Origin of the sequence: Paraburkholderia terricola (assembly GCF_003330825.1) — a bacterium.
Taxonomy (GTDB): domain Bacteria; phylum Pseudomonadota; class Gammaproteobacteria; order Burkholderiales; family Burkholderiaceae; genus Paraburkholderia; species Paraburkholderia terricola.
Genome location: NZ_CP024942.1, coordinates 1155009 through 1178343, shown reverse-complemented (window position 1 = coordinate 1178343; position 23335 = coordinate 1155009). Strand labels below are relative to the sequence as shown.

Sequence of the window (23335 nt, the reverse complement as noted above, 5' to 3'; positions counted from 1 at the left end):
CGGCTAGTACAGCGTGACGCTGACGGGCGCAAGCCCTTCGATGCGCCCGCTCGCGGTGCCCGCGCTGCGCGGAAAGAACATGCCGGTGTAGGAACCGGTCGTGACGATCATCTCCGGCGTCACCGCAATGCCGCGCGAGGTGGCGTGATTGACGAGCCATGTCAGCAAGCGCCGCGGATCGCCGGCCGGATTGGCGGGCGCCATTTCCAGCACGTCGTGCCCGTCGAAACTGAAACGCAGCGACGGCGCGACGAACGGAAAGTCCTCGCGATACGGCGTGAATTCGCCGACGATCAGCGCGCCGTGGTTCTGCAAGTCCGCGAGTTGCGCGAGCTTGTCGACGTCGGGCCACGCGGCATAACGGCTCGCGACGATTTCGATGGTCGCGCCGATCGAGCCGATGCCCGCGCGCACTTCGGCTTCGCCATAGGGCGTGGCCGAAGGATCGAAGCGGCGCCCGAAGCGAAACGCAATCTCCAGTTCGAGTCCCAACGGCGCGAAGGCTTTGCGCCGCAGCCGCGCGCCATCGGCATGCAAATCGACGTGAGGCAAGGGCGCGCCCTGGACCGGTCCGCTGTCGGACTTCGCGCCAATTTTCCAGCCGCCGATGCGCGCGCCGAACACGTTGAGGATTTCGTGCTGGATCGCATAGGCCGCGTCGGCGCTGGCGGGTATTTGCGCCGGCGTCAACGCGTCGAGCGTCGTATGATCGCGGCGGGCGTCGGCGAGACGCCGGCTCAGTGATGTGGCCATGTCTTTAAGGGCGAGAGTAAAACCACGCATGGCGCTTACACACCTACGCTCGTGGTCGCATGTGTCGTGTCCGCCGCGCCGAGCGCGAACCGGCTTTCCGGCTGCATGCGGAACGCGAGCACCACGCCGATCGCCATCAACAGCATGCTGCCGACGAACGGCAATTCCCAGCTGCCGGAATAGTCGATCAGGAAACCGCCGACCACAGGCGAGATGATCGCGGCCAGGGCCGAGCCGGTATTCATCATGCCGCTCGCGGTGCCGGAGCATTCCGGTGCGATGTCCATCGGGATCGCCCACATCGGGCCGATCGTCATTTCGGCGAAGAAGAAGCCGGATGCGAGGCACGCCATCGACAGATACACGCTGTGCGTGAACATCAGCGGAATGAGCGAGAGCAGGCAGAACAGCATGCAGACCGACACCATCCAGCTACGCGCGCGCTTCAGGCTGCCGGTGCGCGTGAAGATCCAGTCGGTCACGATGCCGCCGAGCGTGTCGCCGATCACGCCGGCGAGGAACACCACCGACGCGAAGATCGCCGACTTCTTCAGATCCAGGTGATAGCTGTGCAGGAAGTACTGCGGAATCCAGCTCAGGAACAGCCACAGGGTCCAGCCATAGCAGAAGTAGACGACCGTGACCGGCGCCATGCGGCGAAACAGTTTTCCCCACGGCACGCCGGCCGCTTTGGGCTTCGGCGTCGGCAACACCGCGAGTTCCTCGCTCGTGATACGCGGATGATCTTTCGGATGTTCGGTGAAGGTGAAGGCCCACACGACGACCCACAGCAAGCTGAAGATGCCGCAGATATAGAACGACTCGCGCCAGCCCCACGTCGCCATCACGAGCACGATCAGGCCCGGCGCAACCGCGTTGCCGATACGCGACGCCGCGTGGGTGATGCCCTGCGCGAAGCCGCGCTTCTCCTTCGCGACCCAGCGCGCCATCGCGGACGTGGCGGCGGGAAACGTGGCGCCCTCGCCGAAGCCGAGCAACACGCGCGCGGCCAGCAACGAGATCAGGCCGCCGGCGAAACCGGTCAGCAAGGTTGCAACGCCCCACACCGCGCCGCAAAAAAGCAGCGTGCGCCTCGCGCCGAAGCGGTCGCTCACCCAGCCGCCGATGATCTGAAACAGCAGATACGGATACGCGAACGCCGAGAACACCAGGCCCACTTCCGTATGCGAGAGATGGAATTCCTTGCCGAAACCCGCGGCCGCGGTACTGACGTTGACGCGGTCGAGGTAGGTGATGAAGTACATGATGCATAGCATCACTAGAACGATACTGGTCGCACTGGTCACACGAAACCGCTTCATCGTCTCTCTCCGTTGCAGTCTGTCGACGGCGCGCCCGGAATGGCGCGCTGCGTCCTCGCCCATCGACGGCACGCGCCGCGGGCACATCGCATGTTTGTTATTTCAAGCCGCGTTCTATGCGCGGCTTTCGTGAGGGAAGTGCCCCCGCCTTCCCTTGCTGCGAATCGCTTGCTGCCTGCTGTTTGTTTGTCTGCTGCTTGTTGCCTAACGCTGTCGCTGGTTGCTTTTTCGAGCGTCGATGCGTGTCGTGTTCAGGCCGCGGCTTTCAGACCCGACGCATGCGTCGGCTCGCGCAACCACTCCATAGCGGCAGGCAAACCGCTTTCCTTGAGCGATACGCCCGCGAGCCGCAGACCCATTTCGCAACCGGCCAGCGTGGCGAGCAGCGTCAGGTCGTTGCAATCGCCCAGATGACCGATGCGGAACATGCGGCCTTTCATCTTGCCGAGCCCCGTGCCGAGCGACATGTCGAAGCGTTCGTAGATGAGCTTGCGCACGCTGTCCGCATCGACGCCGTCGGGCATCATCACGCCGGTGAGCACCGGGCTGTACACGGCCGGGTCGGCGCATTGGATTTCCAGACCCCACGCGCGCACCGCGCGGCGGGTCGCTTCGGCGAGACGCTCGTGACGGGCGAACACATTGTCGAGCCCTTCGCCGAGAATCATGTCGAGCGCTTCGTAGAGCCCGTAAAGCAGGTTCGTGTTCGGCGTGTACGGCCAGTAGCCGGTCTCGTTCATCTCGACGATTTCCGTCCAGTCCCAGAAGCTGCGCGGCAGTTTCGCCTGCTTGCCGGCGGCAAGGGCTTTCGGCGAAATCGCGTTGAAGCTGATGCCGGGCGGCAGCATCAAACCTTTTTGCGAGCCCGACACCGTGACGTCCACGCCCCATTCGTCGTGGCGATAGTCGGCGCAGGCGAGACCCGAGATCGTGTCGACGAGGAACAGCGCCGGGTGACCGGCGGCGTCGATTGCGCGACGCACGGCGGCGATGTCGGAGGTGACGCCCGTGGAGGTTTCGTTGTGGACGACGCACACCGCCTTGATTGCGTGTTGGGTGTCGGCGCGCAGGCGTTCCTCGATCATCTGCGGCTGCACTCCGCGCCGCCAGCCTTCAATGCCCGGCAGGCCGAGGAATTCAGGCTTGAGGCCAAGGCTTTCCGCCATCTTTTTCCACAGCGTGGCGAAGTGGCCGGTTTCGAACATCAATACGTGATCGCCGGGGCTCAGCGTGTTGGACAGCGCCGCTTCCCATGCGCCCGTGCCCGAAGCCGGGTAGATCACCACCGGTTGCTGCGTCTTGAAGATTTTCTTGATGCCTTCGAGCACTTTCAGGCCGAGTTCGCCGAACTCCGGGCCGCGGTGGTCGATGGTGGGATAGCTCATCGCGCGGAGGATGCGGTCCGGCACCGGGCTCGGCCCCGGAATTTGCAGGAAGTGGCGGCCAGCGGGATGAAAGTCTAGCTTGAGCATTGGGATTCCCCGATTGAATTTTGCATTCAAAAAACTATATCAGACAAACTTTGACAATCCCAAGGCGAAATTCGCCTGCCGGCACCGGTGTTTACCCGCGTGCTTACCTATTCCGCGGGCTTCCGATAAAATTGCATGCAGTGCGATGTTGAGGATTTTTGTATGCAAAATTCGGATTTTGATGCCGGCGTGAGGGCTTCGCAGCTCATGCCGAAGGTCGAGCGGCAACGCCTGCACGACACGGTGGTGGAGCATATTCGGCGCTTTATCGTCGAAGGCGTACTCGAGCCGGGCAAGAAACTGAACGAGCGCGAACTGTGCGAAACGCTCGGGATTTCACGCACGCCGCTGCGTGAGGCGCTGAAGGTGCTGGCCGCCGAAGGGCTGATCGAGATTTCGCCGAACCGGGGCGCCTCGGTGTCGAAGATGTCGGAAGCGGAGTTGCGCGAGACCTTCGAATTGATGAGCGGACTCGAAGCGTTTTCCGGCGAGCTGGCGGCCGAGCGGATGACGGCGGCGGAGCTGGCCGAGATCAAGGCGCTGCACTATGCGATGCTCGCCTGCCGCACGCAGAACGATCTGCCGGGGTATTACAGCCGCAATCAGGCGATTCACGACAAGATCAATGAAGCGGCCAGGAATTCGGCGTTGCGGCAAACGTATATCGCGGTGAATCGGCGCTTGCAGGCGCTGAGGTTCCGGTCGAATTTCCAGATTCCCAAGTGGGATCGCGCGATTCACGATCACGACGAGATGTTGAAGGCGCTAGAGGCGCGAGATGGCAAGAAGTTGAGCGCGATTCTTCGGCAGCATTTGCTCGACAAGCGGGATGCGGTTTTGCAGGTGCAGTCGCAGGAAGAGGTGGCGGGGGGCGGGTTGAAGGCCTAGATTGGGAGTAACTGGACGGCCTGACCGATCCTGCATAAAAGTAATCGGGTACGGGCCGGCCTTGGTACAGTCGGAGCGCGCAGCGCTCAAGTGAAACGCAATTGAACGATGACGACCCGACCGGGCTAACCTTCGTAAGGCCCAGCCGCTCTCCGAAAGTTGTCCCCCGTTTCTGTTTGCAAGCCTGTGGACAACGTTCGCATAGGCCAGCCAAGTGATTGATGCGTCAGCGGTATCGCCTTGCGGTTCATGAGTAGGCATCGCGTGTCGCTAGCGACCCCGGAACACGCCAGCCCCCGCCGGAAGGCCGCCGCTCCAACCGGCGCGCGCTCCCGGCTCCAGTTGTCCACACAAACTGGGAACAAGCTTGTGGACAACCTGCGCACAGCGATGCCAGGTGATTGATGCGGCAGGCCTATTGCCCCCCGGCTCAACAGCAGGCAGAGGGCCGCTTCAATGCCGCGCATCCTTCTGACGCAGCGACTCCGGCAAGCCACACAACACAATCAGCGCGCAAACCAGGCTCATTGCGCCGATCACATACAAAGCCGGCGTCGTACTCCCCGTCAGATCCCTCACGCGTCCCACCATGATCGGACTCACGATCCCGCCCAACTGCCCGAGCGTATTGATCAAAGCAATTCCGCCGGCCGCGCCGGCGCCCGTCACGAGCTTGGGCGGCAGGGCCCAGAACGCGGGGATCGAAGCCACCACCCCCGCTCCCATCACGGCCAGCGCGACGATCAGCAACGCAGTCTGCTTGTCGAAGAAGCCCGCGGCAAAGAACCCGATCGCCGACATCACCAGCAAGCCGAACACAAACTTGCGCCGCTCGCCGCTCGCGTCGGATAAGCGCCCCACCACCACCATGCAAATCGCGCCGCACACATACGGCACCGCCGTCAGCAGGCCGATCACAGTCGGATTGTGGGTTCCCGCCACGCGAATCAGATGCGGCGCCCAGAAATTCAAGCCATACGAACCCACCTGGATCAGAAAGTACACGAGGCCCAGCGTCAGGAATCCCGGTGTCCTGATCGCGCCCAACAATGAATGCCCCGTCTCGGGATGACGGCTTTGCTGAGCAATCTGCGCCGTCAGAAAAGACTTCTCTTTCGGCGACAGCCAGCCCGCTTCGTCGATACGATCCTTCAGCAGCTTCAACACCAGGAATCCCAGCACGACGCACGGCAGGCCGCCGAGCAGAAACAGCCAGTGCCAACCCGGCATGCCCAGCACGCCGTTCATATGGCCGATCACGAGACCCGCCGCCGGCGCGCCGACCAGCCCGGAAAACGCAGACGCCAGAAACAGCATCGACGTAATACGCCCGCGATAGCTCGGCGGAAACCACAGCGTCAGGTAATACAGCACGCCGGGCGCGAAGCCCGCTTCCATTGCGCCGATCAGAAAACGCAGCCCGTAGAACTGCCATTCGTTGCTGACGAACACCATCGCCGCCGTCGCCAGTCCCCAGGAAATCATGATCCGCGCGATCCAGCGCCGCGCGCCGACCTTGTAGAGAAACAGGTTGCTCGGTACTTCAAAGAGGACATAGCCGATCACGAACAGGCTCGCGCCAAGACCATAGGCGGTGTCCGACAGCCCGAGGTCGCTCTGCAACTGGAACTTCGCGAAGCTGATGTTGATGCGGTCGAAGAATGCGAACAGATAGCAGATCATGATCAGCGGCATGAGCCGCCACGCGACTTTGCGGATGATGGCCGCGGCATCGTCCGCGTTGCGCTCACGATTGCCGGATGCGACTGCGCCAAGGTCACTCATGTTTGTCTCCAATGCCGGATTCGGCGATGCCGTCCGGTCGTGTAATCGGTTAGGGGGTTTAGATCTGTAGAACGTATTCGGGCACTGCATGCAGGTCGCGGTTGCGGCCGGCCTTCGCCAGTTGCCCGGGCACGTCGTGGCCGAGCAAGGCAGGCAATGCGCGCGACAACACGAGCAGCTTTTCCAGGTCAATCGCCGTGGGAATGCCCATTTCATCGCACAGGTTCACGAGGTCTTCCGTGCAGATGTTGCCCGACGCGCCCGGCGCGAACGGACATCCACCGAGACCGCCGAGCGCCGCGTCGAAACGGCGCGCGCCCGCGTCATACGCGGCCAGCACATTGGCGAGACCCAGGCCGCGCGTGTTGTGAAAGTGCAGCGTGAGCGCCGAGGCAGGCAGCCGTTCGAGCACGCGCGCGACGAGCCGCGCCACCTGGCGCGGGTTCGCCATGCCGGTCGTATCGGCCAGCGTGACGCTCTCGATGCCCATCTCGCGATAGGCATCGACAATGCCGATCACCCGGTCTTCGTCGATCCTGCCTTCGAACGGACAGCCGAACGCGGTCGCCACCGTTGCGTTCAGCAGCACGCCGGAACCCTGAACGTGCCGCACGATATCGCCGAACGCAATCAGCGACGACTCGCAGCTCATCCGCATGTTCGCGCGGTTGTGCGCCTGGCTCGCCGACATCACGAGGTTGAGTTCGTCGGCGCGCGATGCGAGCGCGCGTTCCGCGCCCTTCAGGTTCGGCACCAGCGCGACATAGATCACGCCCGGATGCCGCCCGATCTGCTGGAACACGGCCTCGCCGTCGCGCAAAGCGGGAATCGCTTTCGGCGAGACGAACGAGCCCGCCTCGATACGCGTGAAGCCCGCGGTGGAAAGCGCGTTGATCAGTGCGATCTTGTCGGCGGTGTCGACCCAGGTGGGCTCGATTTGCAAGCCGTCGCGCGGCGCCACTTCCTGCACGATCAGCTTGTCGAAATGCGGGGCGCTCATTGCATGGCTCATTGCATGGCTTGCGTCGTTCATTGCACGGCTCCTTCGCGGCGCAGCCGCTCGATGTCATCGCTGGCGAAACCCAGTTCGCTCAGCACGCTGCCGGTATGTTCGCCGAGCGCCGGGCCCGACCAGCGCACTTCGCCGGGTGTGTCCGAGAGCTTTGGCACGATGCCCGGCATCTTCACGGATGCGCCACCGGGCAATTGCGCTTGCAACAACATGTCGCGCGCCTGGTAATGCGGGTCGGCCACGATGTCGGCCACCGAGTAGATGCGCCCCGCCGGCACTTCCGCGCGTTCGAGCGCGGCCAGCACGTCGTCGGTGGCGTGGTGCGAGGTCCATGCGGTGATCGCCTGATCGAGCATCGCGCATTGCTTCGCGCGGCCGTCGTTATGCGCCAGTGCGGGATCGTCGGCGAGATCGGCGCGGCCGATCACATGCATCAGGCGTTTGAAAATCGGATCGCTGTTGCCGGCGATCACGACGAAGCCCTCGTCTTCCGTGCGATACGTGTTCGACGGCGCGATGCCCGGCAATGCGCCGCCGCTGCGTTCCCGCACGTGACCGAGCAGATCGTATTCGGGCACGAGGCTTTCCATCAGATTGAACACGCTTTCGACGAGCGAGACGTCCACCACCTGGCCTTCGCCCTGCCCTGTCTTCACGCGCAGCAGCGACATCAACGCGCCGATCACGCCATGCAGCGACGCGAGCGAATCACCGAGACTCACGCCGACGCGCGCCGGCGCGCCATCCATTTCGCCGGTCGTATAGCGGATGCCGCCCATCGCTTCGCCGATCGCGCCGAAGCCCGGCCGGTCGCGATACGGGCCGGACTGGCCGTAGCCGGAGATGCGGACCATCGTCAGTTTCGGGTTGATCGCGTGCAGCACGTCCCAGCCGAGGCCGAGCTTTTCGAGCGCGCCGGGGCGCAGGTTTTCGATCACGACGTCGGCATCGGCGGCGAGCCGTTTGACGATATCGACGCCGTCGGCCGACTTCAGGTTCACGCACACGGACTTCTTGTTGCGCGACTGCAGATACCACCAGAGCGAGGTGCCCTCGTGCAGCTTGCGCCATTTGCGAAGGGGGTCGCCGGTTTGCGGGGCTTCGATCTTGATGACGTCGGCGCCGAACTCGGCCATGAGACGCGCGGCAAACGGCGCGGCGATGAGGGTTCCGATCTCGACAACGCGGATACCCTGGAGGGGTCCACCCATTGTGCTGTCTCCCAAGCTGATTTCGTGTTGAGAGACAGCTTAGAAGCGACGCCGCGGCGGCGTCCAACCGCAATTCGCCAACGACCGTTCGCGAACGGCGAACGCTCAGCTTGCAGCGTCGGCGGGTGGGGCTTCAGTGGCTTCCGAGGCTTCGATCGAGCGCAGATGCTCGAACAGCAGGCGGCTCACCGGCGAAAGCGCCTCGACGTCGCGCACCACCAGCACGAGGCTGCGTTCGGACCAGTCGTCCTCGAGCGGCACCCCGACCAGTCCTAGCGAACGCCCCATCAGTTGATACACCTTCAGCGGCAACACGCCGACGCCCATGCCGGCCTGCACCATCCGGCAGACCGCGTCGAAACCCGGCACGTGGATACGTAGCCGCAACGGCTTGCCGGCCTGGCGCGCGGCCATGTGAGTGCGGGCATTGATCGAACTGGCCGCGTGCAGGCCGACGTGATCGCCGTCCAGCGTTTCGGCGAACGCGACGCTGGCGCGCGCGGCCAGCGGATGGTCGTCGCGCGTCACGAGCACCAGCGAATCGCGCCGATAGTGCACGACGTGCAGATCGCGCGTGTCGGCGTCGCCGGAACAGATGCCGAGGTCCGCGAGGCTGTCGTCGACCGCTTCGAGGACGCCGCCGCTCGGCCGCTCTTCGAGGTCGAGCTTGACGCGCTCGTGCTGCAACTGGAACGCGCGCAAGTCCTCGGGCAGAAATTCGACGATCGCCGACAGATTGGCCATCATCCGCACATAGCCTCGCACGCCGCTCGCATGGCCGGCCAGTTCGATGCCGATATTTTCGATGTCGCGCATGACGCGGCGCGCATGATGCAGCAGCGTTTCGCCGGCCGGCGTGAGCGTCATGCCGCGCGCGTTGCGCTTGAACAATGTGGCGCCCACGGCCTGTTCGAGCTCGAGCAGGCGCTTGCTCGCGGCGGAGACGGCAATCGCTTCGCGCTCGGCGGCACGCGTGAGCGTGCCTTCCTCATAGACGGCAAGGAAGAGTTGCAGCGTGGTGAGGTCGAGCTTTCGTAGAAGGTTTTTGATGACCATGGCGAAGCGCCGGGCGGTTGTGCGATCCGTCTATTTTGACATCGGGGTAACGCCGCGGGGTAACGCCAATGCAGTATCGCGAGCGCTTCCGCTCTCAATGAATGCCGCATGAACGCGCGGATCGATGCGCAGCGCCGCCGCACGCATCCCGATGTTGCATGAGAAAATCACAGGCTCCTCATGCCATCGATCACAAGGAACGCCATGACTGCCTCTTTTCCGATTCGCGCGATTGTCACCGGCCACACGCGTGGTCTGGGCGCGGCGCTTGCCGAACAACTGCTCGCGCGCGATGTCACGGTACTGGGCCTGTCGCGCTCGCGTCACGCGGCACTCAAGGCGCGCTTTCCGGCACAACTCGAGGAAATCGAACTGGAACTGGCCGACCCGGTCCGCGTCGCGCAATGGGTCGCAACCGATGCGCTACGTGCATTCGTGAGCGGCGCGCAATCCATCTTGCTGATCAACAACGCGGGCATGGTGCAGCCGATCGGTCCGCTCGAAGGGCAGGACGCAGCGGTCATCGCAAGCGCGGTGAGCCTGAACGTGGCTACGCCGCTGATCCTCGCGAGCGCGCTGGCCGCGGCGAGCGTCGACGCGAATGATCGGCGCATCGTGCATATCTCCAGCGGCGCGGCCCGCAACGCGTATGCCGGCTGGAGCATCTACTGCGCGACCAAGGCCGCGCTCGATCACCACGCGCGCGCTGTTGCACTCGACAGGAATCGCGCGCTGCGTATTTGCAGTCTCGCGCCGGGTGTGATCGATACGAACATGCAGGCGCAGATTCGCGATAGCGGCACCGAGCAGTTCCCCATGCGCGAAAAATTCGAAGACCTCAAGCGCAACGGTCAACTGTCGACGCCCGAGCAATGCGCGATGCAATTGCTCGATTACGCATTCAGCGATGCATTCGGGCAAACGCCGGTGGCCGACATTCGCGAGCTCGCGAAGCAGGCTTGAAGAGCGCAAGCAGCGCTCCCGAAAATCCTCACCTTCCGGCTGACATGCCGACAACCAAACACGCCGGGCGCACTATTCGCGTCGCGCCTGGCGGCTTCCGAAGTTCGAAACCGATCGCCGAACGTGCTCCCGAAAACCCTCACCTTTGGCACGCGGCGATTGGGGTCCGACGCAAGCCACGCATCGGACCGCTCCCGAAAACCCTCACCTTTCGAACTTGGTGGCAGGCCGCAAAGGCATGCTGGGCTGGGCACCGATGGTTCCAAACGGGCCACTCCCGCAAACCCTCACCTTTAAGGCCGCGTGAGTAATCTGCATCCCCAGGTAAGCGGCGGCTCGTCGAACGATGAATCGGACGATGTGTCAGCCGGCGCTGTTCACATCTGGAAGGTGAGGATGAATGGCGCGCGCGGCTCACGGATTGGCCGATCACTCGCAGGTCCCGAATATCCTCACCTTTGAGCGAGCGGACGCAATACAAAGGCCGGCCATGACGATCGCGTGAGCCGGTTTATCCACGCAATCAGCGTGTTTTAGCGGCTATCGTCACCGGGAACCGCGTGTTGCAGACCCCTCGGCGCACGGCTCCCGAAAACTCTCACCTTTGCGCCGCGTCGCCGCGCCAGCGGCGTTTAGCTCGCCAGTTTGCGGAACGTTTCCAACACCGCATCGCCCTTGAACGGCTTCACGATCCAGCCTTTCACACCGGCCGCCTTGCCGCGCTCTTTCATCGCCGGGCTGCTTTCGGTAGTCAGCATGATGACGTTGACGGTCTTGTTCGCGAGCTCGCCGCGAATCTTCTCGACCATCGTCAGGCCGTCCATGTTCGGCATGTTGACGTCGCTGATCACCAGCTTGATGCCGGGGCTCGCCTTGAGTTTGGCGAGGCCGTCCTTGCCGTCCACCGCCGTGTCGGCGTCCAGACCGTTCTTCTTCAGGAAGCCGGCCACTTCATCGCGCACCGTGCTCGAATCATCCACCACCAGAATTTTCGACATGTTTTTTCCTATGACTACACCTAGAACAACTCCAGCTCGCCGCTGGTTTCTTCCATCGCACTCGTATCCGCGACGAAGTCGACCGGCGCATCGGCGCACACGCAGATCGTCGCGGCGAGTTGCATGGAGCCGTTGAGCGTGACCGAATACGCCGACACGAAGTCCGGGTTCAATTCCCGCAGATACGGCAAGCAGTGCGCGCTGAGCACATAGGGCGTGGACATGCCGAGGTCGGGGAAATAGCGCAGCAGTTCCTGATTCATCGCGCCACAACATAGATTGCAGATTTCCAGAAAGACTTCCTGGAAAGGCCGCTCGACGTCGTCTTTCAGGTAATAGCCGCGCGTGGCGTCGTTTTCGTCGAAGTGCAGGATCAGCAGCAGCCGGAACACGATCGACGAGATGGTCAGCACGACCACCTGAGCGCCCTTCATCGCATCCGTGCGCGTGGCGTCGCCGGCGCCGACCGGCGCGATCTCGCACGTATCGCCCGGCTCGATCGGCAAGCGGGCCTGCGCGGCCTTGCGGAAAATGCGCTCGAAGCTGTCCCTGGCTTGTGCCGTAATCACATCCGCCCCTAATGCAAGGTCGAGCTAAACCGGTTGGCCAGCGACTCGACGCTGGCCAGCGACGCCGCGATCATCTTGCCGCCCGCCTGAATGTCCTGAAACGTCGACGTGATGGTCAAATCGTTGCGATGCAGGCTGTCGCGATAGCTCTTTGAAAGTTCTTCGGAGCGTGCAGCCAGCGCCCGCACCTCACTCGCCACCACCGCGAAGCCACGGCCGGCCGGCCCCGCGCGCGCGGCTTCGATCGACGCGTTCAGCGACACGATCACCACATGCCGAACGATCGACGACAGCTCCTGGTTCTTCGCGTGCATGTCGTGGTTCTGCGTCATCAGCGAGATCATCTGTTCGTGCCAGCGCTCGAACGTCGCGCCGAGATGCTTCAGTCGCGCCGCTTCGCCCGCGATCCGTTGCGCCTGACCGGCCCACTGGTCCTTATCGTCGGTGGCGGCTTTCAGCGCCGCGCGCAGTTCGTCCGCGCTTGCGGACTGCTGCGCAAGCTCGTCGCGCAATTGCGCGGCCAACGCTTCCAGGTGTTGCGCGGCCTGCTCGGGTTCGCGGATCGCTTCGGCGCGGTCCGACTGTTCGGCCTTGAGCGTATCGGCGCTGGCTTGCGCTTCGGCGCGCAGGCGGGCTATCAGCCGCGCGGATTGCAGCTTGTGCGCGGCCAACGCCAACAGCGCGGTCACCGCGCTGCCTGCCACGGTCGCCAATACATACTGTTGAATCACCGCTCATCCTTTTGTAGTTCGTCGCGACGCAATCGCATTGGGCGCTCAGCCGGCGATCGCACCGAGTCGCAGTTCGCTGGCGGCGCCGCGCGCGTCCGCGCCGAGCGTATCGACGGCGACGCTATCCGGCAGGCACACGATCGTCTGGAATTGGCGGAACGCTGCGCCCTTTCGATCGTCGGTGAAACGCAATTCGATGCGGCCGTTTTCGCGCTCGAGGAAATCGCGGACCGCGTCCATGCCGACGCCGCGGCCCGAAACCTCCGTGATCGTTTCCGCAGTCGAGAAGCCGGGCCGGAAAATGAATTCGGCGATTGCTTCGTCGCCCAGCGGTTCGTCCGCGCGAATCCAGCCGCGCTCGAGTGCGATGCCGCGAATGCGTTCCAGCGCGAGGCCGCGGCCGTCGTCGCTAAGTGTGATCTGTAGGGCGCCGCGGTCCACGCCCACGTCGATGCCGATCGTGCCGGCCGGTGTCTTGCCTTGAGCGCTGCGAGTCTCGGCGGTTTCGATGCCGTGGTCCATCGAATTGCGCAGCAGGTGCATGAACACGTCGTTCAGCGTGCGGCCCGCCGCGCCGCGCAGACGATACCCGTTGTCGTCGATGTGCACGACCGGCGCCGGCTTGCCCAGTTCGCTCGCGAGCGACGGCAGCGAATCCAGCACGCCGGACAGCGCGTCACGCACGCTTTCGCTGCCTAGCGCGAGCAAGGTCTTGCGCATCGCGTCGCGCATCGATTGCAATTCCTGAAGCTCGTTCGCGTCGGTTCGATCCAGCATGCCCAGCGTGCGCTGGATGTGCTCCTTCTCGACCATCACATAGCGTCCGGCGTGACCGGCATCGTTCACGCCGGTTTTGCCCTTGCGGCCGAGACTCTGTTCGTTGATCCTCGCGTAGCTCTCGATGGCCTCGCGCACGCGCGTCAACTCCCGCATCAAATGCTCCTGGTCCCACGGGCGGTCCGCATCCGGCTGGCGCAGTTCGTGATAGCTCTGCTCCGTTTCATGAACGACGTTGGTCAGATGCTGCAGGTTGTAGATGCGTGCGTTGCCCTTGATCGTGTGCATGTTGCGGAACAGTTCGGCAATCGCCGCGTGGTCCGCCTCGGAATGCTTGCGGATGATCCGCTCGTTCTCGCTAATGAAGCCTGCGGAGCTTTCAATGAAGTGATGGAACTTCTCTTCGCTCACCGCGAGAATCTCGCCGATCATGTCGAGACGGCGGCGCTGTTCGCTCGCTTCAGCCGCGAGCTTGCGCAGTTCGGTGACGTCGCGCACGCAGAGCATCAGGCGCACGATGACGTCGTTTTCGTCGGTGATCGCCGACCAGCTCAGGTCGAGAATCTTCACGCGGCCGTCGGGCATGCGCTTCGAAATCTCGCCTACCAGCAAATGCTGATTGAACGTGAAGTTGATGCAATCCTCGCCAAGGCACGCATGCACCGCGGCATCGATTCGCGAAAGCGCGTCCAGGCCGATATCGGTCTCCGAGAACGCCAGATCCATGAGGCCACGGCCGGCGATCTCCTTCGTTTCGAAGATGTCTTCCAGATACGCGGAGTACTCCGCGTGGATCACGGCGCCGTCGATCACCGTCAGAATGCCCTGCTGCATGTTCTGCAACATCGCCTGAATGTCGGCAGTTTTCTGCTTGAGTTGCGCGGAGCTTTCCCGGATCTTTTCGATCATTCCATTGAAGGCGACGATCGAATGGCCGATCTCGTCGAGCCGGCCTACCGGCACGCGCCGCGTGAAATCCTGGCTCGATGCGATCTCGCTCATCATTGCCTGCATGCGGCTGAGCGGGCACGTGATCTGACGGTAAAGCAGCGAGCCGATCAAAGTCAGCAGAATGATCGCGATGCCGGTAACGATCGCGATGGCCGTCGTGGTGGTCGCGAGCGTGGCGTTCAGCGCGGTGATCGCTTCGTCTTTCTCGCGGTTTTTCTCGACCCGCAACGTTTCGACAATGCCTTCAAGCTCATCGCGATACTGCGCGACGTTCGCGAACAGATACGCCTGTGCGAGTTCGTTCTTGCCGGCGGCCTTCATTTTCGCCGTCTCGGCGATGGCGGAAAAGTAATTCCGCAGGCTGTCGTTGGCCTGGTCGACGAGACCCTTTTGCGCGTGGCTCGCGGCGTCCCTGGCCTGGAGCGCGAGCGCCTGTTGCAGCGAGACTCTTTTCTTGCTGAGTTCGTCCCGAGCCTGCGCAACCACGTCGCCGTCGGGCGCATACACGAGCGTCATCGTGGCCAGTTGCACGTCCTTGACCTGCGATACCAGGTCGGCGGAGGCAAGCGCGCTGGGCACCACGCCTTCAGTTACCTTGCGCACTTCTGCTGCGCTGCCGCGCGTCTGATAGACGGCGTAAGCGCCGATCGCGGACAACGCGACGAACATCAACAGCACCAATAGCGTGATGCGATGACGGATAGTCATGTGAAACCCCCGGGGTGTGGCCTTTGCGTCGGCTCTCGTCGGAGCAGCGCGTTTTTTACGAAATGGGTCGTACTTGCAGCGTCGCCGAGTATTGCTGACGCATGTTACTAAGCGATGACTACGGAGTTTTGCGCGCGGTCGAAAGCGCCGAATAAATTTCTAAAGTTTTCGCATGCCGCGCCGTTAATGGATGCCGCTTTATTCGTGTCTGTCACCGTTCCAACAAAATGCGCGCCCAGACTGAAAGCTTCACCATCCGTCACCGAGGAGCCTAATGATGAGCGTCAGCGTTCGCAGCTATCTATCTCCGACACTCGTGCTGCTTGCCTTCGACTGGCCGGAAGGCGGCACGCGTGAAGACTTCCTCGGCTTCGCAATCAAACGGAGCCCGGGTTTTTTCGCGGCCGACGGACAGGAGCGCGAAGCCAGCAGTTGGTTGCCGAACCGCCTGACGTTCCAGGGCGCCGTGCCGGACACGCAGAAAGACGCGCCTTCGAACGAGGCGCCGATTCAAAAATTCATGTGGTGGGACGCGCGCATCGACGAGCCCGATCGGGAAACGTCATTCACTTATCTCGTCTATCCGTTTGTCGGCACGCCCGATGCGCCGCAATTGCTCGACACGCAAAAGGGCGAATGCAGGTTAACGCTGCCCGCGCATATCGAATCGAAGGTCGGCACCTGGTTCAACCGCGCCGTGGTCAGTTCGCAGGCGTTCGCGCGCAAAGTCGCGGCGCTGCATCTTGCGCCGCATGCGGCTCCCACGACGGACCAGGCGTTGCGCCTGCGCACGTGGCTCGCGAACGATTTGCAGGACGTTTTCGACCTGACGCTCGCTCACGCGCGGCGTGCGGCTTCGGCCGTGTATCACCTCACCGATCCGCTATGGGCGATTCCTGCTTTCGAAGCGTTCGGCAAGCAGCAGGGCAAGGCGTCGCTCGCGATCGTCTACGATTCGCATGAAGTGGCGCGCAAGGGCAAGCCGCCCGCGCCTTCGCCGAATCAGCCAGCGGTCGATCAGCTCGCCGACCTCGCCACCTTCGCGCCGCGCGACAAGACGCACATCATGCACGACAAGTTCGTCGCCGTGGACGACGGCAACGGCGAGGCAACGCCGGCGCGCGTGCTGACGGGGTCGGCGAACTTCACCACCGAAGGCATCACCGAGCAGGCCAACGTGCTTCATCTGTTCGATTCGCCGCAACTCGCCGCGCTTTACAGCGATCGTGCGAAGAGCCTCGCCGCCAACCCGAGTATCGCCGCCACGGCGAAGCTCGCGCCGGGCTGGTCCGATTCGATCGAAATCGGCACCGCGAAGGTCCGCGTCTGTTTTTCGCCGGAACCGAAGGACTCGCGTTTGCAGATCGACACCATCGTCGACGCAATCAGCAAGGCGAAGCACTCCGTGTTGTTTTGTCTCTTCATGCCGACCGACGCGCCGCTGCGCGATGCCTGTTTCGCGGCAGGCGACAAAGGGCGAATGATGTTCGGCCTCGTAAATCACATCAGCGCGCAATCCGCCGAAGCGGCGGAAAAGGCTCAGCAGAACGGGCAGATCGTCACGAGCACGGCATTGGCCAACATGGAGCTTTATCACCGCGGCCGCGATAAGCGCGATGTGATCGATGCCGAATACTTTTCGCCGGCCACCGTGCCCGCTGGATTCGAACCCGAACTGCGGCTCTTTCCCGGCGAGAGCGCGCCGGGCTACGCGCCCGTGATCATCCACCACAAGTTTCTCGTGATCGACGCCGAAGGCGCGAATCCGGTCGTCTACACGGGTTCCGCCAATATGAGCAACAACTCGGAACACTTCAACGACGAAAACCTGCTGGAAATTCGCGACCGCCGCCTTGCCGGCACCTATCTCGCCGAATTCCTGCGGCTCTACGAGCACTATCGGGCGCGCGCGTTGGCGATACGTGAAAAGAACAGCGGCACCCATCAGCGCTTGATGCTGGCGCCGAACGGCTCATGGGCGAAGAAGTACTTCGTCGCGGATAGCCCGGAGGCGAAGGCGCGCGTCGCGTTGGCGCACGGCGCGGATTGAGTTGGGTCAGCACGCGAGGCGTCAGCGGATTGATGGCAGATGCTTTGACGCCTCGCGCACAGTGAGCGGTGAGATGAGGTCGCGCGAAGCGGACAGAAAGCCGCTCACCGCCTCCGGAGCGTGCCGCGCGTAATCGCGCAAAGCCCAACCGATCGCCTTGCGGATGAAGAAGTCGCTTTCCGATGCCAACGAACGGGCGTAGCCGAACAGACGTGCTTCGTCGGTATGCTCGCGCCAGCCGAGTTGATGAAGCATCGCGATGCGCCGAACCCACAGGAATTCATGCTCGAGCGCCGCGACCATCGCGGCCTGCGCCTGCGGGGTCTGTGCTCGCGCCGCTTTCAACACGTCGCCGACCACGCCCGCGAGCGGATCGATCGAATCCCACCAGGCGTTTCGTTGAGCGATTGCCAGTAGATGCGCGATATCCGCAATTCCGAGCGCCTGCCATTTGCGCGCCAACAGGTCGGTGGCAACGTATTGGTATTCGCGTTGCGGCATGGACCATAAGACATTGGCGCAGGCCAGCAAGTGCCCGGCATTGTCCGCGGGAAGCCGCTTGAACACCGGCGATACCGCTTGCCGCCGCAACGGCGCCGGCACGCCGATGAACGCGAACTGGTTTCGCATGCAGGCGCGCATCGCGAGCGAGCGCTGCGCGTCGGCGTGCGGGGCGAGCGCCGCCTTGATTTCCTTGCCGAAAGCGTGGGGTGTCATTGCGCGATGACTGCCCGATCTGAACCGCGTTGGATCGCATGGTCTATCTGTTTGCGGTTAACGATCGCCGATTTGATCGAGACGGGCAAGTGCTCCCGGATTCCCTCACCTTTGACTTCAAAGTGCGCAGACAGGTAGCGTTATTCTCACCGCGCGGACTCCCGAACCTTCTCACCTTTGAGCTTCCGTTTGAACCGGAACACCCCTCGCTATCGGTTACCGACTGGCTAGCCCTGAGCGACGTTGCCAACTCTGTCAGGAATAACGATCGCGCCATGCGGCCCATCGCCGCGGCCGCCGCCCGGGCCACCGCCGCCAGGCCCACCGCCGCCACCACCCGGCGGCGGTCCCCACCAACATCCACTCAAGGTTGCGCTCAACACGGCCAGGGCCGCAATTGCCAACAGCTTCTTCATGCTTTGCTCCTTCGCTATATCTATAGTCACGCGAACCCGTCTCCCGATTGGCGGCGGCACGTGTCACCCGCAACGTATCAATCCGCGAAAGATCATGTTTTACGGAGCCGTTACAACCTCGGTGTGAAAAACGATCGTTGTGGCAACCGGCTGCGGCAAGCGTCGGCGTCCAGCAAAGCGCAGGCGGTATGGGTGCGCCTTTCGGCGCGGTGCGGCGCGCTCACGCTTTGTTTGCATATGGAAGAGGATGTAAGGGGAACAACGATATCGGCGGTGCACCGGGACGCGCTCGAGTGCGTTTTTGAACGCGCGGCGAATCACCCTCAGCGGCTGGGAGGCGCACTCCCTGGAGATCTTCACCTTATCGAAGGTGCGCGCCGATCGCGGCGATTCTTCACCTCCTGGAATGGCTCACCTTTGGGAAGCCGAGGGGGGCGCAACGAGTCCCGTATACCTCAAATTAATATCGTCGCTTGCCATGCTTTTTACGTAGTGCAGAAGCACTATCATCCAAGATTATTTGGACTGCCTTGAACTCGCTGGTGCTGTCTGTCCGAAACGGCATCATACGGAGATCGCTCATCGTGCAGAATCAGGGCATCAAAAATGCGCGTATCACGACTACGCTGTCCGCACCCGTCGTCGTTCCCTCGCTGCTGGTCATCGGCGGATTGCTGTTGCGCTGCGCTGTCTGGCCAGAGGAAGCCAACGTGCTATGGGCGCATGCGCAGGGCCTGGATAAGCCGTCAGTTCGACTGGTTCTATACGCTGGCCGTCACCCTCTTCCTCGTATTCCTGATCGTGGTGCCCGCGAGCCGTTTTGGCGACATCCGCCTCGGCCCCGATGATGCCGGGCCAGAGTTCAGTTTTGAGTCATGGACCGCGATGCTATTTGCGGCAGGTATGGGTATCGGATTGATGTACTTCGGTGTCGGCGAGCCGATGCAGCACTATCTGAAGCCGCCCACCGCACTTGGCGACACGCCCGCGGCGACGCGTGAAGCCATGCTGATCACGTTCTTTCATTGGGGCTTCCACGCGTGGGCCGTCTACGACGTGATTGATGTAGTCGGCGAACAGACTAACCGTTACTCAAAAGATCTACCGCCTGAGCGCATGGGCGATCACAACTGACCACGCCCAGCGCCAGTGTTTTCCAGAACTCGCGACCTGTTTTGCGAATCGGGATCAGCCTTCAGAACTTCACCTTCAACTGAAACCCGATCGTGAACGGAAGGTTGTCCGAGGGGATCGGTGGAATCACGATTAAGTTAGCCCCGACGCGCTTGTATTCCACCATCACGAGTGGCGCGAGCACCGGTCCGACCGTATGGTCGCGGCCGAGGCCCCAGTCGCCGTAGTTGTAGCCCGAAATGATTCCGCCCATCGCCGCGATTCGCACGATGCCCCAGTGCGCGAACTCCGGCGCCCACACACCGCCGCCATAATAGGAAGGCCGCCGCAGCGAGTTGCGAAAGCCGCCGCCAGTCAGCGCCCATTGATTGTTGAGCCAGCATTCCACGCCGAGGCCCGGATTGAACGGTTCGAAATCGGTGCCTGCGTCCGGTTTGATGTGATACGAGCCGATCATGGCGTCGACCCATACGCCGCCCTCGCACCAGTTGCCTGCATGCGCGGCAGACGCGCCGGCCACGCTTGCGACGAGCGCGAGAGCCGTGCGTCGAATGTGCTTTCTTATTTGCCGGAAATGCATGTTTTCTCCGCCACCGGTCGCGCGCCGGCGTCATCTATGTTACGGGTACGAGTGCGTGCCATCCGTCGCGCACTGTACCTCAAGCCGCATGGGCGAGGTTGAGGACGCGCCCGGAAACGCGGGCACAAGACGTGCCCTCAGTCTGGAAACACAACATTGACGGAGAACCGATGGCAGAGCGATGAACGCGCGGCACGCGTTCACCTCCAATCGTTCAGGAAAGGTTCAAAGACCAAGATCGGTCAGCCCCGGATGATCATCGGGGCGGCGGCCGAGAGGCCAGTGATAGAGACGGTCCGCTTCGCGGATCGGCAGGTCGTTAATGCTCGCGTGGCGGCGCGCCATCAGCCCGTGCCCGTCGAACTCCCAGTTCTCGTTGCCGTAGGAGCGAAACCAGTTGTTCGAATCGTCGTGCCATTCGTAGGCAAAACGCACGGCGATGCGGTTATCAGTGAACGCCCACAATTCCTTGATGAGGCGATAGTCGAGTTCCTTTGCCCATTTGCGGCGCAACAGTCCGACGATCTCCGCGCGGCCGTGCGTGAATTCGGCACGGTTGCGCCACACGCTGTCCGGTGTGTAGGCGAGCGACACGCGCTCGGGGTCGCGGGTGTTCCAGCCGTCTTCAGCGGCGCGCACTTTCTGGATCGCGGTTTCGCGCGTGAACGGCGGCAGCGGCGGGCGGGTGTCGATTGGATCGGCCATGATGGTTCCTCAGTCTGGTTGCGGTTCGCCGTGATGGCGGTGGTTTCCTCGGGACTTGCTTATGGATCGGCGTGACTCGCCGGGACACCCGGCGTCGAGCAGAACCTCGGCGGTAGCGCGCGCGTCGAGCGCGGCGTCGGCCTCGCCGCTTACCAGCGCGACGGCGATAGCGCCGTCGAGCAGGATCAACCACTGGCGCGACACACGCGCGGCGCGGCGGGCGTCCATTTGCGACTCCGCAGCGTATGCATCGCATTGAGTTCGCACGAAAGCAAGCAAGCGCTCCTTGTGGTCGCGCGCAACGATCCGGATCGGATCGTCGGCGGAAGCGGTTTCACCGGCGGCGTTCAGAAACGCGCAGCCATGAAAGTCCGCTGACGCAAACCACTCGCGCAGCACATCGAACATGCCGAGCAGGCGTTTTCGCGCACGCTTGCCCTGCCGCTCGGTGCCCGCGATGAACCAGTTCATCCAGCGTTCGTCGCGCCGCTCAAGTGCCGCTGCGATGAGCGCGTCTTTCGATCCGAAATGCGTGTAAAAGCTCTTGCGCGCGGTGCCGGACTGCTTGACGATCGCATCCACGCCGGTTGCGTGGATGCCGCCGGTGTAGATCAGCGCTTCGGCAGCGTCCAGCAGACGATCACGCGCACTGCCGGGCGCCACGGGATCAGGATGAGATTCGGTAGGCATGCCCGAAGGGTAGAACGATCATTCTCCTTCGTCAAGTTTTTCCGCGGGTTTTGCGGATCGAGCACGCGAACTGCTATCGTGAGCAGGATCGGTCAACCGGAACGGACTTCATTCATGAGCCTCCTTATCCTTCGCGCCACGCTCGTGCGCGCGCTGCTGGGCGCAGCGTTGCTGACGGCGATGGCCTGCACCCCCGTACAGGTGCTCACGCACTCGGTCAGCCAGAACGAAACGCGCGTGCCGGCCGGGCGCTACGATCTGGACCATGATCATTGCAGCATCACCTTCGACGTCGATCACTTCAAGTACTCGCGCTTTACGATGCGCTTCGATCGCAAGCAAGGTCAGCTCGACTGGAACGAAGGCGGTTTGCAGAAGAGCACCGCGGCGATAACGATCGACGCCGCGAGCATCGATACGAACGTGCCGCTGCTCGACAAAATGGTGAAAAGCACCAGCATGCTCGACGTAGCGCGTTATCCGGAGATCCGTTTTGTCAGCACGCGGTTCGAGCGCACCGGCGAATCGCGCGGCACATTGACCGGCGATCTGACGATTCACGGCGTCGCGCAGCCGGTCACGCTCGATGTCACTTTCAACGGCTTCGCGCGCGATCCGCTCACGAAAAAAGACACGCTCGGTTTTTCGGCCGACGGTCGCTTCAGCCGCGCGAAGTTTGGTTTGTCGACGTGGTATCCGGCCGTCGGCGACGATATCCACGTGCGGATTCAGGCCGAGTTCGGAAGAGCGCCCGCAGGCGGGTGAGCGCGGTGCGGGCGTTTGATCGCTAGCCGTTCGTGGCCGTTTCGTTCTATGCGGCCGTCCAGTCGAGAATCACCTTGCCGCTCTCGCCCGAGAGCATCGTGGCGAATGCCTGCTGATAGTCGTCGACCTTGAAATGGTGTGTGAGGATCGGCGACAGATCGAGACCGCTTTGCAACATCGCCACCATCTTGTACCAGGTCTCGAACATCTCGCGGCCGTAAATGCCCTTGATTTCGAGGCCCTTGAAGATCACCTGGGTCCAGTCGATCGCGGTCTGCGCGGGCGGAATGCCGAGCAACGCGATCTTGCCGCCGTGGTTCATCGCTTCGAGCATGCTCGTGAACGCGCTCGGTACGCCCGACATTTCCAGCCCGACATCGAATCCTTCGGCCATGTGCAGATCGGCCATGACGTCGCGCAACGATTCGCGCGACACATTCACCGCACGTGTCGCGCCCACCTTGCGCGCGAGTTCGAGGCGATAGTCGTTGACATCGGTGATCACCACGTTACGCGCGCCCACATGTTTGGCGATCGCCACCGCCATGATGCCGATCGGTCCGGCGCCGGTAATCAGCACGTCTTCGCCGACCAGATTGAACGACAGCGCCGTATGCGTGGCGTTGCCGAACGGGTCGAAAATCGCGGCGAGGTCGTCGGAGATTTCCGGCGGAATCTTGAATGCGTTGAACGCCGGTATCACCAGATATTCGGCAAACGCGCCTTCGCGATTCACGCCGACGCCCACCGTATTGCGGCACAAATGCCGGCGTCCCGCGCGACAGTTACGGCAGAAGCCGCATGTGATATGTCCTTCTCCCGACACCCGATCGCCGATCGCAAAGCCCCGTACTTCCTGGCCCATTTCGACGATTTCACCCACGTATTCGTGCCCGACGTGCATCGGCACGGGAATCGTTTTTTGCGCCCAGTCGTCCCATTTCCAGATGTGAATATCGGTGCCGCAAATCGCCGTGCGCGTGATGCGGATCATCACGTCGTTATGGCCGACTTCGGGTTTCTCGACGTCCGTGAGCGTAAGGCCCGGTGCGCGTTCGAGTTTCGCCAATGCTTTCATATGC

The 23335-nt window shown here is 62.7% G+C and carries 19 protein-coding genes and 2 pseudogenes; 5 read left to right on the top strand and 16 right to left on the bottom strand.

Annotation, left to right across the window (positions count from 1 at the left end):
• Positions 1 to 3 precede the first annotated feature (3 nt).
• From CUJ90_RS23885 to CUJ90_RS23875, 3 genes are all read right to left on the bottom strand, one after another.
• Entirely contained in the window at positions 4 to 753 is a 750-nt protein-coding gene (locus CUJ90_RS23885) for a 2-keto-4-pentenoate hydratase (protein WP_083081845.1), read from the bottom strand.
• A 35-nt stretch (positions 754 to 788) separates the two neighbouring features.
• Positions 789 to 2075, bottom strand: coding sequence for an MFS transporter (locus tag CUJ90_RS23880; protein WP_083081847.1), 1287 nt, complete (start codon positions 2073 to 2075; stop codon positions 789 to 791).
• A gap of 251 nt (positions 2076 to 2326) precedes the next feature.
• A complete protein-coding gene (locus CUJ90_RS23875; RefSeq protein WP_083081849.1) occupies positions 2327 to 3547 on the bottom strand; it encodes a pyridoxal-phosphate-dependent aminotransferase family protein in 1221 nt (406 codons plus the stop codon).
• Between the two features lie 162 nt (positions 3548 to 3709).
• Here CUJ90_RS23875 and CUJ90_RS23870 point away from each other — a divergent pair, with 162 nt between their 5' ends.
• Entirely contained in the window at positions 3710 to 4435 is a 726-nt protein-coding gene (locus tag CUJ90_RS23870; protein ID WP_083081850.1) for a GntR family transcriptional regulator, read from the top strand.
• Between the two features lie 453 nt (positions 4436 to 4888).
• Here CUJ90_RS23870 and CUJ90_RS23865 read toward each other — a convergent pair whose 3' ends face one another.
• The 4 genes from CUJ90_RS23865 to CUJ90_RS23850 all read right to left on the bottom strand — a co-directional run bounded on the left by CUJ90_RS23865 (position 4889) and on the right by CUJ90_RS23850 (position 9499).
• Positions 4889 to 6220 carry an MFS transporter gene (locus CUJ90_RS23865; protein WP_073429620.1) on the bottom strand — a complete coding sequence of 444 codons (1332 nt, stop codon included), beginning with the start codon at positions 6218 to 6220 and terminating at the stop codon, positions 4889 to 4891.
• Positions 6221 to 6278: 58 nt separating this feature from the next.
• Positions 6279 to 7253: a hydroxymethylglutaryl-CoA lyase gene (locus CUJ90_RS23860; RefSeq protein ID WP_073429621.1), complete on the bottom strand. Its 975-nt coding sequence runs from the start codon at positions 7251 to 7253 to the stop codon at positions 6279 to 6281.
• The gene (locus CUJ90_RS23855) at positions 7250 to 8443 is read right to left on the bottom strand and encodes a CaiB/BaiF CoA transferase family protein (RefSeq protein WP_073429622.1); all 1194 of its coding nucleotides are present in this window, start codon (positions 8441 to 8443) and stop codon (positions 7250 to 7252) included. The genes CUJ90_RS23860 and CUJ90_RS23855 overlap by 4 nt, the downstream gene beginning before the upstream one ends.
• Before the next feature lie 105 nt (positions 8444 to 8548).
• Positions 8549 to 9499, bottom strand: a complete 951-nt coding sequence (locus tag CUJ90_RS23850) for a LysR family transcriptional regulator (RefSeq protein WP_073429623.1) — start codon at positions 9497 to 9499, stop codon at positions 8549 to 8551.
• 204 nt (positions 9500 to 9703) lie between these two features.
• Between CUJ90_RS23850 and CUJ90_RS23845 the strand changes: the two genes are divergently transcribed.
• Positions 9704 to 10462, top strand: coding sequence for an SDR family oxidoreductase (locus CUJ90_RS23845; RefSeq protein ID WP_073429624.1), 759 nt, complete (start codon positions 9704 to 9706; stop codon positions 10460 to 10462).
• A 632-nt stretch (positions 10463 to 11094) separates the two neighbouring features.
• Here CUJ90_RS23845 and CUJ90_RS23840 read toward each other — a convergent pair.
• The 4 genes from CUJ90_RS23840 to CUJ90_RS23825 are packed head-to-tail and all read right to left on the bottom strand — an operon-like array spanning position 11095 to position 15196.
• Positions 11095 to 11460: a response regulator gene (locus CUJ90_RS23840; protein ID WP_073429625.1), complete on the bottom strand. Its 366-nt coding sequence runs from the start codon at positions 11458 to 11460 to the stop codon at positions 11095 to 11097.
• A gap of 20 nt (positions 11461 to 11480) precedes the next feature.
• On the bottom strand, positions 11481 to 12029 hold the full coding sequence (locus tag CUJ90_RS23835; RefSeq protein ID WP_073429626.1) for a hypothetical protein: 549 nt from the start codon (positions 12027 to 12029) through the stop codon (positions 11481 to 11483).
• An 8-nt stretch (positions 12030 to 12037) separates the two neighbouring features.
• Entirely contained in the window at positions 12038 to 12760 is a 723-nt protein-coding gene (locus tag CUJ90_RS23830; RefSeq protein ID WP_073429627.1) for a methyl-accepting chemotaxis protein, read from the bottom strand.
• Between the two features lie 45 nt (positions 12761 to 12805).
• Entirely contained in the window at positions 12806 to 15196 is a 2391-nt protein-coding gene (locus CUJ90_RS23825; protein ID WP_114164064.1) for an ATP-binding protein, read from the bottom strand.
• A 277-nt stretch (positions 15197 to 15473) separates the two neighbouring features.
• On the opposite strand from CUJ90_RS23825, the gene CUJ90_RS23820 reads away from it, so the two are divergent.
• Positions 15474 to 17246 carry a phospholipase D-like domain-containing protein gene (locus CUJ90_RS23820; RefSeq protein WP_073429733.1) on the top strand — a complete coding sequence of 591 codons (1773 nt, stop codon included), beginning with the start codon at positions 15474 to 15476 and terminating at the stop codon, positions 17244 to 17246.
• Between the two features lie 21 nt (positions 17247 to 17267).
• On the opposite strand, the gene CUJ90_RS23815 is transcribed toward CUJ90_RS23820, so the two are convergent.
• Positions 17268 to 17963, bottom strand: coding sequence for a DNA alkylation repair protein (locus tag CUJ90_RS23815; protein WP_114164063.1), 696 nt, complete (start codon positions 17961 to 17963; stop codon positions 17268 to 17270).
• A 1015-nt stretch (positions 17964 to 18978) separates the two neighbouring features.
• Between CUJ90_RS23815 and CUJ90_RS23805 the strand changes: the two are divergent.
• Positions 18979 to 19450, top strand: a pseudogene (locus CUJ90_RS23805) (BCCT family transporter); the annotation flags it as partial.
• Between the two features lie 124 nt (positions 19451 to 19574).
• Here CUJ90_RS23805 and CUJ90_RS23800 read toward each other — a convergent pair.
• The 3 genes and pseudogenes from CUJ90_RS23800 to CUJ90_RS23790 all read right to left on the bottom strand — a co-directional run.
• Positions 19575 to 20093 carry a hypothetical protein gene (locus tag CUJ90_RS23800; RefSeq protein WP_114164062.1) on the bottom strand — a complete coding sequence of 173 codons (519 nt, stop codon included), beginning with the start codon at positions 20091 to 20093 and terminating at the stop codon, positions 19575 to 19577.
• Positions 20094 to 20318: 225 nt separating this feature from the next.
• Positions 20319 to 20798 (bottom strand): nuclear transport factor 2 family protein, encoded by a 480-nt coding sequence (locus CUJ90_RS23795; protein ID WP_073429632.1) that lies wholly within the window; start codon positions 20796 to 20798, stop codon positions 20319 to 20321.
• A 16-nt stretch (positions 20799 to 20814) separates the two neighbouring features.
• A pseudogene (locus tag CUJ90_RS23790) lies at positions 20815 to 21488 on the bottom strand (TetR/AcrR family transcriptional regulator); the annotation flags it as partial.
• A 114-nt stretch (positions 21489 to 21602) separates the two neighbouring features.
• Between CUJ90_RS23790 and CUJ90_RS23785 the strand changes: the two are divergent.
• Entirely contained in the window at positions 21603 to 22253 is a 651-nt protein-coding gene (locus CUJ90_RS23785; RefSeq protein WP_114164061.1) for a YceI family protein, read from the top strand.
• A 46-nt stretch (positions 22254 to 22299) separates the two neighbouring features.
• Here the strand turns inward: CUJ90_RS23785 and tdh are convergent, their stop codons facing one another.
• Positions 22300 to 23331 carry an L-threonine 3-dehydrogenase gene (gene tdh, locus CUJ90_RS23780; protein WP_114164060.1) on the bottom strand — a complete coding sequence of 344 codons (1032 nt, stop codon included), beginning with the start codon at positions 23329 to 23331 and terminating at the stop codon, positions 22300 to 22302.
• Positions 23332 to 23335: the final 4 nt, after the last annotated feature.